We start from the raw sequence: 17,462 nt of genomic DNA, 5'->3' as shown, positions 1-17,462 counted from the left end.
ACCGAGAGCGTCAACCCGTATAGCAGCGGCGGAAAACCTGGGGCGGTTCAACGTATGTACGGGATCTGCTGAAACGACCGGGTTCTGGGCGCATGCGGCGGCCATCATGGCGACTACAACGGAGGCGGCAGCGGTAGCCCTATTCGTGACCATTCGAAACTCCACTCCACTCAGTGTTGCACCGAGAACGTTGTTCTGGGAGGCGTTCTCATCGCGGATCAGACCCGCGGCAGCCAGGCAGACCCGTTGGGGGACAGGACGAAGCCGTGCCCTTGTGAGTCCTTGCATGCAGTTGTGCGCTGGTTGTCGACACCGCATGTCACGCCGTTGACGGTGAGAGTGTGGAACGGCGGAAGGGTTTTGATGTTGCTTGAGAGCGGGATGCCAGAACCGATCGGGGCCAGTCCATAGTCTGTCCCGATCGAATTGACACCTACTGCGGCTGGCGGAACCGACGGAAAGTTGTTGCCTGTGCAGATCGCGGCCGGCGGAATCATGAAATCGCAGGTGATCCCGTCGGGAGTCAGGAAAACAACTTGTGTGGCGTGGATGCCGGGCGTGGATGCGTCGACTTCGTAGTCGGCGGAGTTGACCGGCGCGTATCGGCTCATGTCGGGAAACGTCGGTGGGTCTGCCCAGGCGGTGGGTTGGGCTGCGCTGCTCAGCAGTGCCACCACCGTGACGACCAACGAGGCTCTGGGGAGTGCGTTACTTGGATGCATTGACCTGCACCTGCTGAGTGTCGTATGGCGCGCCGAGGGGTTGGCCGTCGGGGCCGTTTTGGGTATTCCATTGGCTGACAAGGATATTCATATCATCGAGCGTTGATCCCGGCATAATGTAGCCTCCATAAGGCTGGAAGACGTAGCCAGGCGCTGCTGGCGAGTTCTGTTGCGCCGCAATGATTGGCGGGGGCGCGAATATCTTGGTGGGGTCGTCGGCCACGCGAACCTCGACCTGGTTGACACCAGGAGTGCTGTTGAAGCCGGACAGCACAGGGTGACCGTCGATCTCGCGGAAGCTCAATTCCCCGAAATTCTGTCCCCGGCTCACCACGGCGGGTATATCGCGGGGCTGTCCCCAGTCATTACCCGTCCACGGCTGCCACGCACTCCGATCCGCGGCGTGTGCCGGATCAACCCGGTACATCGTGACGCCCTGGCTGCGGTCGAACGAGTCTCCCGCGATGTACACCCTCCCGTCTTTGCCCTGGTAGCCGCTGACCTGCGTCGGCGGGTTGCCGGGCAAGCCGGGATACGACGGACGCCACGAGCCGGGTACGGGTTGCCAACCTTTGGACGGATCATTGGAGACCTCGACCAACCATGAGCCGGCCGTCGGCTTCAGGCCGGACGTACCGCTCACCATCATGTACGTCTTGCCGTTGGCCTGAAACGAGCCGGCGGGCAGGGGATTGGTATTCGGGTCGATCGCAAGTGCTTCCGGCGGGGGAGGGAACAGGACGCCCGGGGTACCGGGGCCGCCCGGACTGTTGAGTGGCTGGCCGAAGATGGGCCTGCCGTCTTTGTCCCAGCCGACGATCGGCACGGCCACCGACCGGTAGTGCTCGTTGTCAGGGCCGCCGACCTTGTCGCCCTTGAATGAATCGCCGAAGACAGCGACCAAACGGCCGTCCGGGAGCTCGACGATCTCGCCGAGGTCAGCGGCACCGATGCCCGGGATACCGGGCTGTGCGCCGGTGCCGGCGATGGGTCCGAGGTTTTTCACCCCGCCCGGGGGCACTGATCCATCGGTCCCGGGACCGCCGCCGGGGCCAAGCTTGAAGCCGTTCAACTTGGTGCCAATGAGCTTCAACGCCGCAGCCACTTGTGCGTCGACGCTGGCCAATTTCATGGCCCGGCCTCGGATCGCTGCCTGATATGCGTGCCTGGCGAGTTCCCGCATCAGCAGCATGGGGGCCACGAGAATTTTCGGCAGCCGATCGGTGACCGTCAGGTCCTCGCTGACCGAGAACATCTCGTCCTCGGCGTCGTCAATCGCCTTGACGGCGTCTCGCTTCGCGGCCCCGATCGATTGTGCGCCTTTGGTGGCCGTCTTCTCGGCATGCTCGATCTGTTCCAGAACCGCGTGGACTTTGCCCGCATCCGCTTTCAGTCGTGCCCTGGCCTGCTCGCCCGCAGTGCCGCTCCAGTCGGCGTTCTCGAGTCCGTGCTGCGCTTTGTCGTAGGCGTCTTTCAGCTTCGTGGCGCGTTCGCCCCACGTCTTCGCCGCAGCCTCCAGCGCGTCCGTGTTCCAGGACTGGACCTGCGACTTCGTCGGCATCGCCACCGGTGCGGTCAAGACTCCTACCGACCCGGCATTGCCCGCGACACGGCCGCGCCACCCGCGGCGTCGCTGGCTTCGTAGGCCGCGGCGGCCTTGGTCAGGTTGCCGCCGAATTCGGTCAGGGCCTTCGAGCACTCACCACCGACATGAGCGATCCCGGCGGACACATCTCCCACCGCAGTAGCACTCGGCTGCCACGACGGGCCGGCGGCGGTCGGCGACGGCGCCGCTTTCAAACCCGCGGCGATGTCGCCCAATTCGCCGGCGAGCGATCGCAGGCCGGCTGGATCGACCTTCAGGTTGGAGGGAGCCACGGATCAAGCCTATGCCCGTGCCGGCACCCGGCCCGTCACTGATTTGCGCGCTTCACCACATACGGCGTCACGGTGCTGCGGTGTTCGTCGAGGTCCAGCTCCCGGCCCAGGGCAGGAAACGCCCGCTGTGGGCAGTTGTCCCGCTCGCACACCCGGCAGCCCGAGCCGATGGGTGTCGCGGCCCCGCCGGACAGGTCCAGCCCTTCTGAGTAGACCAGCCGATTGGCATGGCGCAGTTCGCAACCCAGCCCGATGGCGAACGTCTTGCCGGGCTGCCCGTACCGCGCGGCCCGTCGTTCCACGGTGCGCGCCACCCACATGTAGTTGCGGCCGTCGGGCATCTGGGCGATCTGCACCAGCATCTTGCCGGGGTTCGCGAACGTCTCGTAGACGTTCCACAGGGGACAGGTGCCGCCTGACGACGAGAAGTGAAAACCGGTGGCGGACTGGCGTTTCGACATGTTTCCAGCCCGGTCGACGCGGACGAACGACAGCGGCACGCCCCGCATCGACGGCCGCTGCAGCGTCGACAGCCGGTGCGCGATGGTCTCGTAACTCACCGAGTGGTATGCCGACAGCCGCTCGACGTCGTAGCGGAATTCCTCTGCGACAGCATGGAATTGGCCGTACGGCAGCACCGCGGCGGCGGCGAAGTAGTTGGCCAGCCCCATGCGGGCCAGCTTGACCGACTCCTCGCTGGTGAAATTGCCTTCGGCCACCAGGCTTTCCAGTAGGTCACCGAATTCCAGGTAGGCCAGTTCGGCGGCCAGCTTGAAGACGTACTGCCCTGACGACAGGTGGCCGCCGATCTCCAGCGTCCGGGTCTCGGGGTCGAACCGGTGCAACACGTTGTCGCCGAGTTCGAGCCGCTGCACGATCCGCACGTGGTGCACGCGGCTGAGCCGCTCGGCCAGTTCGCGGGACAGCTCGGACCGCCGCATGTGCATGCGGAGGATGAATTCCTCGGCCGCGGTGTCGAGTTCGTGAAGGTAGTTCTGGCGCGTGTAGAAGTAGTCGCGCACCTCTTCGTGCGGCATGGTGATGGCCCCGCTGCCACTGCCGTCGGAGAACCGGTCCTCGGTGGCGGCGGCGAGCTGCGCCGTGGACAAGCGGTAGCGGCGGTGCAGGTCGACCATCGCGCGGGCCATGGTCGGGTGGGTGCTCACCAGGTCGGCGATCTCCGGGATGTCGACGTCGACGCCAAGGTCACGATCCATCAGCGCTTCGCGCAATTCGGCGACCAGGCGGGTGTCGTCCTGCGAGGCGAAGAACGTCGCGTCGACTCCGAACACCTCGGTGATGCGGAGCAGGACGGCGACACTCAGCGGCCGGACGTCGTGCTCGATCTGGTTCAGGTAGCTGGGGGAGATGTCGAGCATCTGCGCCAGCGCGGCCTGGCTGAAGCCGCGTTCGCCGCGGAGCTGACGCACCCGTGAGCCAACGAAAGTCTTCGCCATGGACGCCAGCCTAGCAATGATGTGAATACCACCTTCGCATAATTGGCAAAATGGCGCTGTGGCAGTATCGGGCCCGCGGGTGAGTTGGGCGATCCAGCCGCGGGGACCCGTCTGGAAGGGACGTCATGAGCACTGCCGAAACCGCTGAAAAGACCGGCGAAAAGGCCAGCGAAAAGGCCGGGGTCGCAGCCGTGACGGGCCTGGCCAAAGTCCTGATGCCGGTCCCCGAAGGTCATCCCGATGTCTACGACACCAGCTGGCCGGTGCGGATGGCCGATGTCGACCGGGACGGCCGACTGCGGTTCGACGGCGCGTGCCGGCACATCCAGGACATCGGCCAGGATCAGCTGCGCCAGATGGGGTACGAAGAGGTCCACCCCGCCTGGGTCGTCCGACGCACCATGGTGGACCTGATCCGTCCGTTCGAGCGCGGCGACATCCTGCGGCTGCGGCGCTGGTGTTCGGGCACGTCGAACCGGTGGTGCGAGATGCGGGTGCGCATCGACGGCCGTAAGGGTGGTCTGATCGAGTCCGAGGCGTTCTGGATCAACATGAACCTGGAGACGCAGGGGCCGGCCAGGATCACGGATGACTTCCTGGCCGGTTTGAAGCGGACGGCCTCGACTGATCGACTGCGTTGGAAGAGCTACCTCAAAGCGGGGGCCCGCGAAGACGCGGTCCGGATCGTGGACTTTCCGGTCCGCGTCAGTGACATCGACCTGTTCGACCACATGAACAACTCCGTCTACTGGTCGGTGGTCGAGGATCACCTGCAGACTTACCGTCCCGAGCTGCTGGAAGCGCCGCTGCGGGTCATCATCGAGCACGACGCCGCGGTGGCCCTGGGGGATCGGTTGGAGATCATCACCCACGAGTACCCGGCCGGGCCGACCGAAAAATTCGGCCCTGAGCTATGTGACCGCAGTGTTACAACGCTCACATATGTGGTCGGTGACGAGGTCAAAGCGGTCGCCTGCCTGTTCGCGCTCTGAGTGCGCCGATTTAACAGTACGAGCGTACTGACCAGCACATTTCGGTTACCGCCGGGTAGCTACTGAACCGGTCAAGCTCCTCAGCAAATTCGCAATCTTCGCAACTTGGCTAGGAGTGTTGGCGAAAGTTGGCACTGGAAACCGCTGGACCTGCGGGTATGTGCTGTGCCATCGTCGATGACAGCACACAAGCGAAGTCGCCAAAGCGTTAACAATCACTTTGAATCTGGCGCCCACGGCGACGCGGCCTCACGAAGGAGCACAATGTCCAACGTCGGAAAGCCACGTACCGCCGCTGAGATTCAGCAGGACTGGGACACCAACCCCCGCTGGAAGGGCATCACCCGCGACTACACCGCAGCTCAGGTTGAGGAGCTGCAGGGCAGCGTCGTCGAGGAGAACACCCTCGCGCGTCGTGGCGCCGAGATCCTGTGGGACGGCGTCACCAAGGGCGACGGCTCCTACATCAACGCGCTGGGCGCCCTGACCGGCAACATGGCCGTGCAGCAGGTCCGCGCCGGCCTGAAGGCCATCTACCTGTCCGGTTGGCAGGTCGCCGGTGACGCGAACCTCTCGGGCCACACCTACCCGGACCAGAGCCTGTACCCGGCCAACTCGGTGCCGGCCGTCGTCCGCCGCATCAACAACGCGCTGCTGCGCGCCGACGAGATCGCCCGCGTCGAGGGCGACAAGAGCGTCGACAACTGGCTGGTGCCGATCGTCGCCGACGGTGAGGCCGGCTTCGGTGGCGCGCTCAACGTCTACGAGCTGCAGAAGGCCATGATCGCCGCGGGTGCCGCCGGTACCCACTGGGAGGACCAGCTGGCCTCGGAGAAGAAGTGTGGCCACCTCGGTGGCAAGGTGCTGATCCCGACCCAGCAGCACATCCGCACCCTGACCTCGGCTCGCCTGGCCGCCGACGTCGCCAACACCCCCACCGTCGTCATCGCGCGTACCGACGCCGAGGCCGCCACCCTGATCACCTCGGACGTGGACGACCGCGACAAGCCGTTCGTGACCGGTGAGCGCACCGCCGAGGGCTTCTACAACGTGCAGAAGGGCATCGAGCCCTGCATCGCGCGTGCCAAGGCCTACGCCCCGTACGCCGACATGATCTGGATGGAAACCGGTGTGCCGGACCTCGAGGTCGCCCGCAAGTTCGCCGAGGCCGTCAAGGCCGAGTTCCCGGACCAGCTGCTGTCCTACAACTGCAGCCCGTCCTTCAACTGGAAGCAGGCCCTGGACGACTCGACCATCGCCAAGTTCCAGAAGGAACTGGGTGCCATGGGCTTCACGTTCCAGTTCATCACCCTGGCCGGCTTCCACGCCCTGAACTACTCCATGTTCGACCTGGCCTACGGCTACGCCCGCGAGGGCATGACCGCCTACGTCGACCTGCAGGAGCGCGAGTTCGCGGCCGAGGGCCGTGGCTACACCGCGACCAAGCACCAGCGTGAGGTCGGCGCCGGCTACTTCGACAAGATCGCCACCACCGTGGACCCGAACACCTCGACGGCGGCACTGAAGGGCTCGACCGAAGAGGGTCAGTTCCACTGAGCTTGCGAAGTGGAACCGAGGGCTTGAGTCACTGAGTCCTTTGGCTTTGAAATGACGGGCCCCGCTCAGGATCTGGGCGGGGCCTGTCGCATATCTTCATCTGTATTCACAAGGAGAGGACAGCGGTGAGCAACGCAATCGAACGGGTCGGAGTCATCGGGGCCGGACAGATGGGCGGCGGTATCGCCGAGGTCTGCATCAAGGCCGGTGCGCAGGTCCTGGCGTTCGAGCCGACCGAGGCGCTGACCACCGCCGGCCGCGAGCGGATCACCAAGTCGCTGGACAACGCCGTCAAGAAGGGCAAGTTGTCCGAGGCCGACCGCGACGCGGCGCTGGGTCGCCTGAGCTTCACCAACGACCTGGCCGACATGGCCGACCGTCAGCTCGTCATCGAGGCCATCGTCGAAGACGTGACCGTCAAGGCGAAGGTTTTTTCTCAGCTTGACGAGATCATCACCGACCCCGATGCGGTGCTGGCGTCGAACACGTCGTCCATCCCGATCATGCGCATCGCCGCCGCGACCAAGAACCCGAGCCGCGTGCTGGGTCTGCACTTCTTCAACCCGGTGCCGGTGCTGCCTCTCGTCGAGCTCATCTCCTCGGTGGCGACCGCCCCCGAAGCCGCTGCGCGCGTCGAGGCCTTCGCCGGTGAGGTGCTGGGCAAGAAGGTCGTGCGGGCGTCGGATCGCTCGGGGTTCGTCGTCAACTTCCTGCTGGTTCCCTACTTGCTGGCCGCCATCCGGATGGCCGAGTCGGGCTTCGCCACCGTCGAGGACATCGACACCGCCGTCGTGGCCGGGTTGTCCCACCCGATGGGACCGTTGAAGCTCGCCGACCTGGTGGGTCTGGACACCATGAAGCTGATCGCCGACTCGATGTACGACGAGTACAAGGAGCCGTTGTACGCAGCGCCGCCGTTGCTGCTGCGCATGGTCGAGGCCGGGCAGCTCGGTAAGAAGTCCGGCAAGGGTTTCTATACCTACTGACAGACGCCGGGTTGGAGCCTGGCAGTAATTTTCGTTAACCTTGCGTGCGGGTTGTTTTTCGCTGGGCCCGTCAGGCTGCGCACGTACGGGTATGCAATTTGGCCACACCAGGCCGTAGCGCCGCCCGCCCCAGCGGACGTAAACGCAAAGGATAGATACCGATATGTCTCAAGCCGACATCGATCTGACACCCCATTACGAGGAGTCGCAGTCGATCTACGACATCTCGAATGAGTTCTTCGCCCTGTGGCTCGGGCCGACCATGGGCTACACCTGCGGTTACTACGAGCGCGAAGACATGACTCTCGAGGAGTCGCAGAACGCCAAGTTCGACCTGGCGCTCGGCAAGCTGGACCTGAAGCCGGGAATGACCCTGCTCGACATCGGCTGTGGCTGGGGCGGCGCGCTGGAGCGCGCGATCACCCAGTTCGACGTCAACGTCATCGGCATCACCCTGAGCAAGGAGCAGTCGGAGTACGCCCGCGAGCGGCTGGGCAAGCTCGACACCAACCGCAGCATCGAGATCCGGATGCAGGGCTGGGAAGAGTTCGACGAGCCCGTCGACCGCATTGTCTCGATCGGCGCCTTCGAGGCCTTCAAGCAGGAGCGCTACCCGATCTTCTTCGAGCGGGCGTACAACATCCTGCCGGATGACGGCCGGATGCTGCTGCACACGATCCTCGCGCACACCCAGCAGTTCTTCCGCGAGAACGGCATCAAGCTCACCATCAGCGACCTCAAGTTCATGAAGTTCATCGGCGATGTCATCTTCCCGGGCGGCCAGCTGCCGGCCGTCGAGGACATCGAGGTGCTCGCCGCGAACTCGGGCTTCACCCTGGAGCGCACCCACCTGCTGCGTCCGCACTACGCGCGCACGCTGGACATGTGGGCCGCCAACCTGGCCGCCAACAAGGACGAGGCCATCGCCCTGCAGGGCCAGGAGGTCTACGACCGCTACATGAAGTACCTGACCGGTTGTGCCGACTTCTTCCGCCGCGGCATCACCAACATCGGCCAGTTCACGCTGGTCAAGTAGTTCTTCACACAAGAAGCCCCCGACGCGCCGTCGGGGGCTTCTTGCTTTGTGCGTCAGTCACGCCTCGGCCAGGCGCTTCTTCTCCGCTTCCACATCGAAATCGGCCGGAGGCCACGACAAATCGAGCCGTTCCAGGGCTTCGATCAGCAACTCGGTGATGGCCAGCCGGGCGTACCACTTCCGGTTGCACGGCACGACGTGCCACGGCGCGTAGTCGGTCGAGGTGCGGTCCAGCACGGCTTGGTAGGCCTCCTCGTACTTGGGCCACAGCAGCCGCTCGTCGATGTCGGCGGGGTTGTACTTCCAGTACTTGTCGGGCCGGTCGAGCCGCTCTGCGAGCCGCTTCTTCTGCTCGTCGAGCGAGACGAACATCGCGACCTTGATGATCGTCGTCCCCGTATCGGTGAGTTCGCGCTCGAACGTGTTGATCTCGTCGTACCGGCGTTCCCACACCGACGGCGGCACCAGGTTGTGCACGCGCACGATCAGTACGTCCTCGTAGTGCGAGCGGTCGAAGACGCCGATGTGCCCGGCCGGTGGTACCGCCTTCTGGATCCGCCAGAGGTAATGGTGGGACAGCTCTTCGGGGGTGGGCTTGCCGAAGCTGGAGTATCGGATGCCCTGCGGATTGCCGGCGCCGACCACATGTTTGACGATGCCGCCCTTGCCGGCGGTGTCCATACCCTGCAGGACCAACAGGATCGATCGCCGGTCCCCGGAGCGGCTGGCCGCGTACAGCATCTCCTGCAGTTCGGCGAACCGCTCGTTGCGTTCGGTCTGCAGATCGGGGGCGTCGGACTTGCGGCCGCGGAACCCGGGAGTGGCGTCCGGGTCGATGTCTTCCACCAGGTGGCCGGGTTTGAACTCCAGGTGCTTGTGCGGCTCGTGGGTCCACAGCGACGGCAGATCGGAGGTCACGTAGATCAGTGAATCAGATGCGCCGGGATGGTCGGGGACGGATGGGGTTGCGCGTTGAATTCGTCGAGTGACCCGCCGACTTCGACGATGCCCCGCAGCGCGCTCCACGACAGCATGGTCAGGTAGTCGATGAGCTCGGGCGCGGTGATCCGGGGATTCGACATCCAGGAGTGGGTGGCCAACTGCACGCCACCGACGGTGTGGAATGCGAACGCGTCGACGCCGCGGGTATCCATGCCGGCATGCGCCATCCGGCGGCGCAGGACGACAGCGAGCATCCGCGCGATGATCTGCTCCGAGTCGGCGATGGCCTTGCTCTTGCTCGCCGAGCTGTTGGCGAAGACGAACGGATAGATCTCGGGTTCCGCGGCGACGGTGTCGACGTACACCCGGATGATCTCGCGGGTCAGTTCGAAGCCGTCGAGGTTCGACGACAGCGCCGACGCCATGTTGGGGATCAGGGTGGTTTGCGCGAAGCGCATCATCACCGCGGTGGTCAGATCGTTCTTGTCGACGAAGTAGCGGTACAGCACGGTCTTCGACACGCCGATCTCGGCCGCGATCTCATCCATGCTGACGTTGCTGCCGCGGCGCCGGACGGCTTCGAGAGTGCCGTCGACCAGTTCATTGCGGCGATCGACCTTGTGTTGGTGCCAGCGTCGTTTACGCCCGTCGGCTTTTGCCGACGAAGGTGCGTTTTGCTGTGCCACGGTCGCAGTACGTCCATTCCGCTAGGTCCGCTTAATAATACGGGGCGACCATGGCGGGCATACAGGATGATGGAAGCGTGGCACACCGACCCAGGCCGGGACCTGGACCCCATCCGAGGCACCAGGCATCCCTCGAACCGCACGTCAGTCTCGCGGAGTCGTTTGCCGGCGCCGACCGGACGGCCGACGAGGAGCGGCGTCGCAATCTGCGCCGGATGAAGGCGGTCGCGCTGAGCTTCCTGCTCGGCGCGACGGTCTTGTTTGCGGTGTGCACATGGCTGCAGGCCCGCGGGGGCGCGTACAGCTGGACGGGCCCGTGGGTGGGATACGTGCGGGCCGCCGCCGAGGCGGGCATGGTCGGCGCGCTGGCCGACTGGTTCGCCGTGACGGCGCTGTTCCGTCATCCGCTGGGCATCCCGATCCCGCACACCGCGATCATCCCGCGCAAGAAGGACCAGCTCGGTGAGGGTCTGGGCACCTTCGTGCGCGAGAACTTCATGTCGCAGGAAGTGGTCGAGACCAAGCTGCGCGACGCCCAGGTGGCCAGTCGGCTGGGCAAGTGGCTCTCCGAACCGGTGCACGCGGCGCGGGTGGCGGCCGAGGCGTCGACCGTGTTGCGCGTGCTGGTGGAACTGCTGCGCGACGAGGACGTGCAGCACGTGCTGGACCGGATGATCGTCAAGCGCATCGCCGAACCGCAGTGGGGCCCGCCGATCGGCCGGGTGCTGGAGAGCCTGCTGGCCGAGCGGCGGCAGGAGGCGCTGCTGCAGCTGCTGGCCGACCGGGCGTTCCAGTGGTCGCTCAATGCCGGCGAGATCATCGAGCGTGTCATCGAGCGCGATTCGCCGACGTGGTCGCCGCGCTGGGTCGACCACCTCGTGGGCGACCGAATTCACCGCGAGCTGATGGACTTCACCGACAAGGTGCGCCGCAACCCCGAGCACGAGCTGCGCATGTCGGCCACGAAGTTCCTCTTCGACTTCGCCGATGATCTGCAGAACGACGAGGACACCATCGCCCGGGCCGAACGGATCAAGGAACAGATTCTGGCGCGCGACGAAGTGGCGCGGGCGGCGGAGACCGCGTGGAGCACCGCCAAGCGCATCATCCTCGAGTCGGTGGACGACCCATCGTCGGTTTTACGCACGCGGATTGCAGATTCGGTGGTGCGGATCGGGGAATCACTGCGGGACGACGCGGAGCTGCGCGACAAGGTCGACAACTGGCTCGTCAGGGGCGCAAAACACCTTGTAGCGCAATATGGGACGGAGATCACAGCGATCATCACGGAGACCATCGAACGCTGGGACGCCGACGAGGCGAGCCGGCGAATCGAGCTCCATGTGGGTCGTGACCTGCAGTTTATCCGCATCAACGGCACGGTCGTCGGATCGTTGGCCGGCCTGGTCATCTACACGATCGCGGAGCTGCTCGTCTGAAAGTGCTAGCTGGCGCTTGCTAGCGCTTGCAATAGTTAGCACCCTCTCCTACCGTTGACTTCGTACGGATCGCCTACCACAAGCGGTCGACGAAGACAGGGGAACGACATGGCGCAGGATGCAGATATCGCCGCCGTCATGTCGAATGCTGCGCAGGACATCGGCAGCTTCATCCGCACCCAGCGGGAGGCTGCGCAGGTCTCGGTCCGGCAGCTCGCCGAGAAGGCCGGCGTCAGTAACCCCTACCTGAGTCAGATCGAACGTGGGCTGCGCAAGCCGTCCGCCGACGTGCTGAACCAGATCGCCAAGGCGCTGCGGGTTTCGGCCGAGGTGCTGTACGTGCGGGCAGGGATTTTGGAGCCCAGTGCCGCCGGCGAGGTGCGCGACGCCATCATCGCGGACCTGTCGATCACCGAGCGGCAGAAGCAGGTGCTGCTCGACATCTACACGTCGTTCCGGCAGCAGAACGAAGCCGACGCCAAACCACTTCCTGAACAGCCCGAATTGGAAGCCGCTAGTGAGGAGCAGACAACGACTGACACTCACCATCCCGTAGCCAATTGACCAAACGCAGTAACCAGAAAGGAAACACCATGGCAGAGAACAAAGAGACCGCCCAGCCCACCATCGAGGACCTGAAGGCCCCGCTGTTCGCCGCCGTCGGCGCTGCGGACCTGGCCCTGGCCACCGTCAACGAGATCGTCGCGAGCCTGCGTGAGCGTGCCGAAGAGGCCCGCACCGATGCCAACGCCCGCGTCGAAGAGGGCCGTGCCCGCCTGACCAAGCTGCAGGAAGAACTGCCGGGCCAGGTTGAGGAACTGCGCGAGAAGTTCAGCACCGAAGAGCTGCGCAAGGCCGCCGAGACCTACGCCGAGAACGCTCAGAACACCTACAACAAGCTGGTCGAGCGTGGCGAGGCCGCGCTGGAGCGCCTGCGCACCCAGTCGTCCATCGAGAGCGTTCGTGAGCGCGTCGAGGACGTGCGTGAGCGTGTCGAGAACTACACCGAGCAGGTCACCGAGCTGACCCAGGACGCCCTGGGCAACGTGGCCAGCCAGACCCGCGCGGTCGGCGAGCGCGCCGCCAAGCTGGTCGGCGTCGAGCTGCCCGAGAAGGAAGAGGCCCCGGCCAAGAAGGCCGCCCCGGCCAAGAAGGCGCCGGCCGCCAAGAAGGCCCCGGCCAAGGCTGCTGCGACCAAGGCCGCCCCGGCCAAGGCCGCTGCCAAGGCTCCGGCCAAGAAGGCCGCCCCGGCCAAGAAGGTCACCCAGAAGTAATCAGGTTCGACGTCAGGGACGTAACCCACATAGGCTGAGGGCGTGTACCTCGGAAGCCTGGTGGGTTACGTCCTTTTCGCATTGCAGATCGCGGTGCTGGCCACGACCGTTTATGCGTTCGTGCATGCCGCCATGCAGCGGCCGGACGCCTACACGGCGGTCGACAAACTGACCAAGCCGGTGTGGCTGGCGATCCTGGGCAGCGGTGCCGTCCTGGGCTGGATCATCGGCCCGCCGGTGGGCGCGGCCATCGCCGCCTGTGCCACCGGTGTCTACCTGGTCGATGTGAAGCCCAAACTCCTTGAGGTCCAAGGGAAATCTCGGTAATCGGTGCGGGCGATCCGGTGCGCGGTCCTGGCTGCCGCGGTGTTGACGCTGGCTCCGGCCCCGCTGTCCGCAGCTGATCCCACCGAAACCGTTCCGGCGCCGCCCTACGTCGACCACACCCGGTGGACGCAATGGGACGGTTCGAAGAGCCTGCGGGTGTATCCGACGTGGGCCGGCCGGCGCGCGTCCGGCCTGGGCGCCACGCAGCCGGGAGACGAGGCGTGGTCCGAGGTGTTGAGCCTGGCACCTGACGCCGACACCCCGGGCATGCGCGCCCAGTTCATGTGCCACTGGTATTTCGCCGAGGCGGGCGCGCCCGGCAAGACCAGCTGGAATCTCGAGCCGTGGCGCCCGGTGGTCGACGACAACCAGATGGTGAGAGCACGTTGCAATCCCGGTGGCGCAGAGGAGCCGTTCTGATGAGTTGGACCCGCCAGCAGGTGGCCGCACTGGTCGACCACACTTTGCTCAAGCCCGAGGCGACTGCCGCCGACGTGGCGAGCCTGTGCTGGGAGGCCGCCGATCTGGGAGTCTGCGCGGTCTGTGTGTCGCCGTCGATGCTCGGCGCGGTCGAGGTGCCCGAGCGCGTCAAGATCGCGACCGTCGTGGGATTCCCGTCGGGCAAGCATGATTCGCAGATCAAGGCGCGCGAGGCCGCGTTGTCGGTCGTCGGATCCGACGGTCGGCGCGGTGCCGACGAGGTCGACATGGTGATCGACGTGGGCGCCGCCATCGCCGGCGACATCTCGGCGGTGTTCGCCGATATTTCCGCGGTCCGCGGGGCCGCCCCGATGGCGGTGCTGAAGGTGATCGTCGAATCCGCTGCGTTGCTGACCATGGCCGGCGCTCCGACGCTGGCCGAGGTCTGCCGTGCGGCCGCCGACGCCGGCGCCGATTTCGTGAAGACCTCCACCGGTTTCCACCCGGCAGGCGGCGCGTCCGTGCAGGCCGTGGAGATCATGGCCCAGACCGTCCCGGCGCTGGGTATCAAGGCCAGTGGCGGTATCCGTTCGGCCGCAGACGCCGTCGCGATGCTGGACGCCGGCGCCACCCGGCTCGGCCTGTCCGGTACCCGCGCCGTCCTCGACGGCCTCAACTAGGGATTTGTGCACGATTTTCCGCGGTCACCGCGGAAAATCGTGCACAAATCGCTGGGATCAGAGGCCGGAGAAGCAGGTGTCCTGCTGGCCCAGCGGGATGGTCGCGTTCTTGGTGCCGAACTTCGCGGTCACGCCGGTACCGGTCACCTGCAGGGCTTCCGGCTTGATGCCCATCGGGTAGTCCTTGGTCAGCTGCGACGCGAACAGGTCCAGCGCCGGCTGGATCGACTCGCGCGGCAGCAGGAAGCCCAGGCCGGTGAGCTGCTCCACCTTGAGCGAGATGGTGCCGTCGGACAGCGTCGGCTTGGCCACGATCTGGGTCATCGGCGCGTCCAGCACGATGGTGCCCGACGACGGGTCGGTGGTGACGTCGGAGACCAGGCCACCCAGCACCGGGACGGTGTCGGCGATGGTCTGCTTGATGCCGTCGGCCGACCAGGTGACGGTCGCATCGAGGGACCCGATGGTGCCGGCCGACTTCGCCGTCTTGTCGAGCTTGACGTCGTCGATGTTGATCTGGGCCTTCATGCCCTTGGCGAAACGCAGCTGGTTGCCGGCCGTGGTCACCGTGATGTGGTCATAGTGCTTGTTGGCGACCTGCCACAGGAACGGCGTCGCGCCGAACTGGACGTCGACCTTGTCCTGGACGACGCACTGGACGGACTGCGAGACGACGCTGTTGCCGCGGCTACGGGCGTAGAACTCGCCGCCGACCACACCCGCAGCCGACAGTGCGAGTGCGATGACGATGATCAGGATCAGCGACATCGGGTCGCGCAGCAGCTCCATGACACCGCGGCGCTTCTTCGGCGGATCGGTGGCGGGCACCTGCTGTGGAGCCGGGTAGGACGTCGGCGGTACGTCGCCGCCGTAGGCGGCCGGGGCGGGAGCGTCGGCGCCGTAGGCGGGCGGGACGTCGGCGGCCGTCAGCACCTCGGTGGGCTGGGCACCCGGAGCCTCCGGCGCCTGCGGCGCGGGCTCGGCAGATGGTGCGGCGTCCTCATTGGCGGGGCGGGCCCAGGGGTCAGTCACCCTTGCGATTGTGCCTTACGCGGAATCGTGGTGCGGTTGCGCAGCACGGCGATGGTCTCGCGGGCCCGCTCGACGGCGGCCAGGTCGACGTCGGTGACCAGCAGTTCCGGCTCGATGCCGGCCTGCACCACGATGTCGCCTGTGGGGGAGGCCACCAGACTCCCGCCGTTGCCGGTCGGACCCTTCTTTGCGAGTTCGTCACCGGGGTAGGGCTGGTCGACGGCGGCGACGACGCAGTTGGTGTCGAGCGCGCGGGCGCGGGCCAGCAGCGTCCACTGGTCCAGCTTGCCCGGGCCCGAACCCCACGACGCGTGGACGGTCAGCAGCTTGGCCCCGCGCTCGGCGAGCTCGAGATGCAGCTCCGGGAACCGGACGTCGTAACACGTCGTGAGGCCGACGGGCACGGTGCCGTCGGCAGTCGGAACGTCGATCACGATGGGCTCGAAACCTCTTGCCACAGTGCGGGATTCGGCGAATCCGAAGGCGTCGTAGAGGTGAATCTTGTGGTAGTGCGCGTCCAGGCCCGGGCCGGTGGCGAGCAGGGTGTTGGTGACGCGGCCGTCGGCGGTCGGGCAGAACATCCCCGCCACCACGGTCACACCCGACCGTTCGGCGAGGTCGCGGACGGCGTCCGCCCACGGGCCGTCGAGCGGCTGCGCCACGGGCGCGAGCGGCACCCCGAACCGGCACATCGTCGCCTCGGGGAACAACACCAGGTCGGCACCGGCGTCGGCGGCGCGCGCCGTGTGGTCGGCGACCAGCGCCAGGTTGGCCTCGGGGTCGGTGCCGGCGCCGATCTGGGCCAGTGCGATGCGCATGCGCCCCAGCGTAATCAGCGGGTGCAGGCCAGGGACGGATCCTTGGTCAGCGCCATGTGCCGCACGGCGTCGTCGACGCGTTCGGTGGGCAGCTCGCCGGAGTCGACGGCCTGCTGCAGCCGGTCGAGGACCTCCGGCACCTCTTTGGTGGTGATCCACAGCGCGGTGTCGGCGCCGGCCTGCAGGGCTTTGAGCACCGCCTCGGGCACGCTGTAGCGCTGCGTGATGGCGCCCATGCTGGACAGGTCGTCGGTGAACACCGGGCCGTCGAACGGCCGGCCGCCGTAGTGACCGGACCGCAGCAGGTCGTACGCGGCCTTGGACAGGCTGGCCGGGTCGGTCTCGGTGAGGCCGGGCACCTGCATGTGGCCGACCATCACGGCGACGGGCCTGTGGGTCGTCAGAGACTGGTAGGGCACCAGGTCCAGCGTCTCGAGCTGGGCCAGCGGCGGGGTGACGACGCCGCCCTGGTGCGAGTCGCCGGAGGCGTGGCCGTGGCCGGGGAAGTGCTTGAGCACCGGCAGCAGGCCGGCGTCACGCAGGCCGTCGGCGTATGCCCCGGCGTAGGCGGTGACGATTTCGGCGGTGTTGCCCCACGAGCGGTCGCCGATGACGGTGCCGTCGGCCGCGTTCGTGATGTCGACGACGGGGGCGAAGTCGATGGTGATGCCGAGCTCTTTCATGGCCAGGCCGCGCAGCCGGGCGATCTCGCGAACCTGTTCCGGCGTCTTGCCCGCGGCGACGAGCTCGCGCGCCGACGGCTGGCTGCCGATGAGGCCTTTCAGCCGCTGTACCCGGCCGCCCTCCTCGTCGACGCTGACCGCGATCGGCAGCGGCCGCGGTTCCTGCGCCAGCGCGGTCAGGGGCGCGCCGAGCATCGAGTAGTCGGTCCAGCTGGTGATGAAGATGCCGCCGACCTCCTGCTGCCGGACGACGGCCTCCGCGTCGGCCAGGTTCTTGACCCCGACCATCAGCAGCTGGGCCAGTTTCTGGCGCACGCTGAGGGCTGTCACGACGGTGTCGAGCCGGCACGGGACAGGCTGCGGTGCCGCGGTGGGCTGGTTGGGCGCCGGTGGCGGGGCGTCGACGGGCCGCGGCTTGCTCAGGACGGCCGCGACGATGAGGGCGACGACGATCACCGCCGCGGCCGAGGCCAGGACGACCGGCGATTGCAGTCGGCTGCGGGGTGACGGCATACGGCGAACCCTATGCGCTC

The 17,462-nt window shown here is 66.4% G+C and carries 19 protein-coding genes; 10 read left to right on the top strand and 9 right to left on the bottom strand.

Going from position 1 to position 17,462, the window contains the following annotated elements; translation table 11 throughout:
- Window positions 1-218: 218 nt before the first annotated feature.
- The 4 genes from EB75_RS10925 to ramB are packed head-to-tail and all read right to left on the bottom strand — an operon-like array spanning window position 219 to window position 4,057.
- Window positions 219-677, bottom strand: a complete 459-nt coding sequence (locus tag EB75_RS10925; RefSeq protein ID WP_142239537.1) for a hypothetical protein — start codon at window positions 675-677, stop codon at window positions 219-221.
- Window positions 678-708: 31 nt separating this feature from the next.
- Window positions 709-2,301: a DUF4185 domain-containing protein gene (locus EB75_RS10920; RefSeq protein ID WP_286150149.1), complete on the bottom strand. Its 1,593-nt coding sequence runs from the start codon at window positions 2,299-2,301 to the stop codon at window positions 709-711.
- 5 nt (window positions 2,302-2,306) lie between these two features.
- Entirely contained in the window at window positions 2,307-2,600 is a 294-nt protein-coding gene (locus EB75_RS10915) for a type VII secretion target (RefSeq protein WP_073695404.1), read from the bottom strand.
- A gap of 35 nt (window positions 2,601-2,635) precedes the next feature.
- Window positions 2,636-4,057 (bottom strand): acetate metabolism transcriptional regulator RamB, encoded by a 1,422-nt coding sequence (gene ramB / locus EB75_RS10910; RefSeq protein ID WP_073695403.1) that lies wholly within the window; start codon window positions 4,055-4,057, stop codon window positions 2,636-2,638.
- 215 nt (window positions 4,058-4,272) lie between these two features.
- Here ramB and EB75_RS10905 point away from each other — a divergent pair, with 215 nt between their 5' ends.
- The 4 genes from EB75_RS10905 to EB75_RS10890 all read left to right on the top strand — a co-directional run bounded on the left by EB75_RS10905 (window position 4,273) and on the right by EB75_RS10890 (window position 8,628).
- Window positions 4,273-5,049: an acyl-[acyl-carrier-protein] thioesterase gene (locus EB75_RS10905; protein ID WP_073695422.1), complete on the top strand. Its 777-nt coding sequence runs from the start codon at window positions 4,273-4,275 to the stop codon at window positions 5,047-5,049.
- Between the two features lie 264 nt (window positions 5,050-5,313).
- Window positions 5,314-6,606 carry an isocitrate lyase gene (aceA, locus tag EB75_RS10900; protein ID WP_073695402.1) on the top strand — a complete coding sequence of 431 codons (1,293 nt, stop codon included), beginning with the start codon at window positions 5,314-5,316 and terminating at the stop codon, window positions 6,604-6,606.
- A 125-nt stretch (window positions 6,607-6,731) separates the two neighbouring features.
- Window positions 6,732-7,592: a 3-hydroxybutyryl-CoA dehydrogenase gene (locus tag EB75_RS10895; protein WP_073695401.1), complete on the top strand. Its 861-nt coding sequence runs from the start codon at window positions 6,732-6,734 to the stop codon at window positions 7,590-7,592.
- Window positions 7,593-7,755: 163 nt separating this feature from the next.
- Window positions 7,756-8,628 carry a cyclopropane mycolic acid synthase family methyltransferase gene (locus EB75_RS10890; RefSeq protein ID WP_073695400.1) on the top strand — a complete coding sequence of 291 codons (873 nt, stop codon included), beginning with the start codon at window positions 7,756-7,758 and terminating at the stop codon, window positions 8,626-8,628.
- Between the two features lie 57 nt (window positions 8,629-8,685).
- Here the strand turns inward: EB75_RS10890 and EB75_RS10885 are convergent, their stop codons facing one another.
- Complete coding sequence (locus tag EB75_RS10885; RefSeq protein ID WP_168176025.1) at window positions 8,686-9,546, bottom strand: polyphosphate kinase 2 family protein; 861 nt, start codon at window positions 9,544-9,546, stop codon at window positions 8,686-8,688.
- A 5-nt stretch (window positions 9,547-9,551) separates the two neighbouring features.
- On the bottom strand, window positions 9,552-10,256 hold the full coding sequence (locus EB75_RS10880; RefSeq protein WP_073695399.1) for a TetR/AcrR family transcriptional regulator: 705 nt from the start codon (window positions 10,254-10,256) through the stop codon (window positions 9,552-9,554).
- A 50-nt stretch (window positions 10,257-10,306) separates the two neighbouring features.
- Here EB75_RS10880 and EB75_RS10875 point away from each other — a divergent pair, with 50 nt between their 5' ends.
- The 6 genes from EB75_RS10875 (at window position 10,307) to deoC (ending at window position 14,396) form a co-directional block, all read left to right on the top strand.
- Window positions 10,307-11,695 (top strand): DUF445 domain-containing protein, encoded by a 1,389-nt coding sequence (locus EB75_RS10875; RefSeq protein ID WP_083612154.1) that lies wholly within the window; start codon window positions 10,307-10,309, stop codon window positions 11,693-11,695.
- A gap of 108 nt (window positions 11,696-11,803) precedes the next feature.
- Entirely contained in the window at window positions 11,804-12,259 is a 456-nt protein-coding gene (locus tag EB75_RS10870) for a helix-turn-helix transcriptional regulator (RefSeq protein ID WP_073695397.1), read from the top strand.
- Between the two features lie 29 nt (window positions 12,260-12,288).
- Complete coding sequence (locus tag EB75_RS10865; protein ID WP_073695396.1) at window positions 12,289-12,969, top strand: heparin-binding hemagglutinin; 681 nt, start codon at window positions 12,289-12,291, stop codon at window positions 12,967-12,969.
- A gap of 42 nt (window positions 12,970-13,011) precedes the next feature.
- Window positions 13,012-13,296 carry a DUF2516 family protein gene (locus EB75_RS10860; RefSeq protein ID WP_073695395.1) on the top strand — a complete coding sequence of 95 codons (285 nt, stop codon included), beginning with the start codon at window positions 13,012-13,014 and terminating at the stop codon, window positions 13,294-13,296.
- A gap of 3 nt (window positions 13,297-13,299) precedes the next feature.
- Entirely contained in the window at window positions 13,300-13,716 is a 417-nt protein-coding gene (locus tag EB75_RS10855; protein WP_419197055.1) for a DUF2599 domain-containing protein, read from the top strand.
- Window positions 13,716-14,396, top strand: coding sequence for a deoxyribose-phosphate aldolase (deoC, locus tag EB75_RS10850; RefSeq protein WP_073695394.1), 681 nt, complete (start codon window positions 13,716-13,718; stop codon window positions 14,394-14,396). Before EB75_RS10855 ends, deoC begins: the two co-directional genes overlap by 1 nt.
- Window positions 14,397-14,453: 57 nt before the next feature.
- Here deoC and EB75_RS10845 read toward each other — a convergent pair whose 3' ends face one another.
- From EB75_RS10845 to EB75_RS10835, 3 genes are read right to left on the bottom strand one after another with little or no spacing between them, the layout of a single operon-like run.
- A complete protein-coding gene (locus EB75_RS10845; RefSeq protein ID WP_073695393.1) occupies window positions 14,454-15,428 on the bottom strand; it encodes an LmeA family phospholipid-binding protein in 975 nt (324 codons plus the stop codon).
- Entirely contained in the window at window positions 15,425-16,246 is an 822-nt protein-coding gene (locus EB75_RS10840; protein ID WP_073695392.1) for a carbon-nitrogen hydrolase family protein, read from the bottom strand. The genes EB75_RS10845 and EB75_RS10840 overlap by 4 nt, the downstream gene beginning before the upstream one ends.
- A 14-nt stretch (window positions 16,247-16,260) precedes the next feature.
- Window positions 16,261-17,442, bottom strand: a complete 1,182-nt coding sequence (locus EB75_RS10835; protein ID WP_073695391.1) for a glycoside hydrolase family 3 N-terminal domain-containing protein — start codon at window positions 17,440-17,442, stop codon at window positions 16,261-16,263.
- Window positions 17,443-17,462 lie beyond the last annotated feature (20 nt).

The sequence above is a fragment of the Mycobacterium sp. ST-F2 genome (assembly GCF_001905655.1).
Classification (GTDB): domain Bacteria; phylum Actinomycetota; class Actinomycetes; order Mycobacteriales; family Mycobacteriaceae; genus Mycobacterium.
Note: the sequence above shows the minus strand (reverse complement) of the source record. Positions and strands in the feature narration are given on the sequence as shown.

Excerpts from the sequence above, each read along its gene's own strand:
- ramB (WP_073695403.1), bottom strand. The coding sequence starts at position 4,057 with ATGGCGAAGACTTTCGTTGGCTCACGGGTGCGTCAGCTCCGCGGCGAA.
- EB75_RS10905 (WP_073695422.1), top strand. The coding sequence starts at position 4,273 with ATGCCGGTCCCCGAAGGTCATCCCGATGTCTACGACACCAGCTGGCCG.
- aceA (WP_073695402.1), top strand. The coding sequence starts at position 5,314 with ATGTCCAACGTCGGAAAGCCACGTACCGCCGCTGAGATTCAGCAGGAC.
- EB75_RS10890 (WP_073695400.1), top strand. The coding sequence starts at position 7,756 with ATGTCTCAAGCCGACATCGATCTGACACCCCATTACGAGGAGTCGCAG.
- EB75_RS10875 (WP_083612154.1), top strand. The coding sequence starts at position 10,307 with ATGGCGGGCATACAGGATGATGGAAGCGTGGCACACCGACCCAGGCCG.
- EB75_RS10870 (WP_073695397.1), top strand. The coding sequence starts at position 11,804 with ATGGCGCAGGATGCAGATATCGCCGCCGTCATGTCGAATGCTGCGCAG.
- EB75_RS10865 (WP_073695396.1), top strand. The coding sequence starts at position 12,289 with ATGGCAGAGAACAAAGAGACCGCCCAGCCCACCATCGAGGACCTGAAG.
- deoC (WP_073695394.1), top strand. The coding sequence starts at position 13,716 with ATGAGTTGGACCCGCCAGCAGGTGGCCGCACTGGTCGACCACACTTTG.
- EB75_RS10840 (WP_073695392.1), bottom strand. The coding sequence starts at position 16,246 with ATGCGCATCGCACTGGCCCAGATCGGCGCCGGCACCGACCCCGAGGCC.
- EB75_RS10835 (WP_073695391.1), bottom strand. The coding sequence starts at position 17,442 with ATGCCGTCACCCCGCAGCCGACTGCAATCGCCGGTCGTCCTGGCCTCG.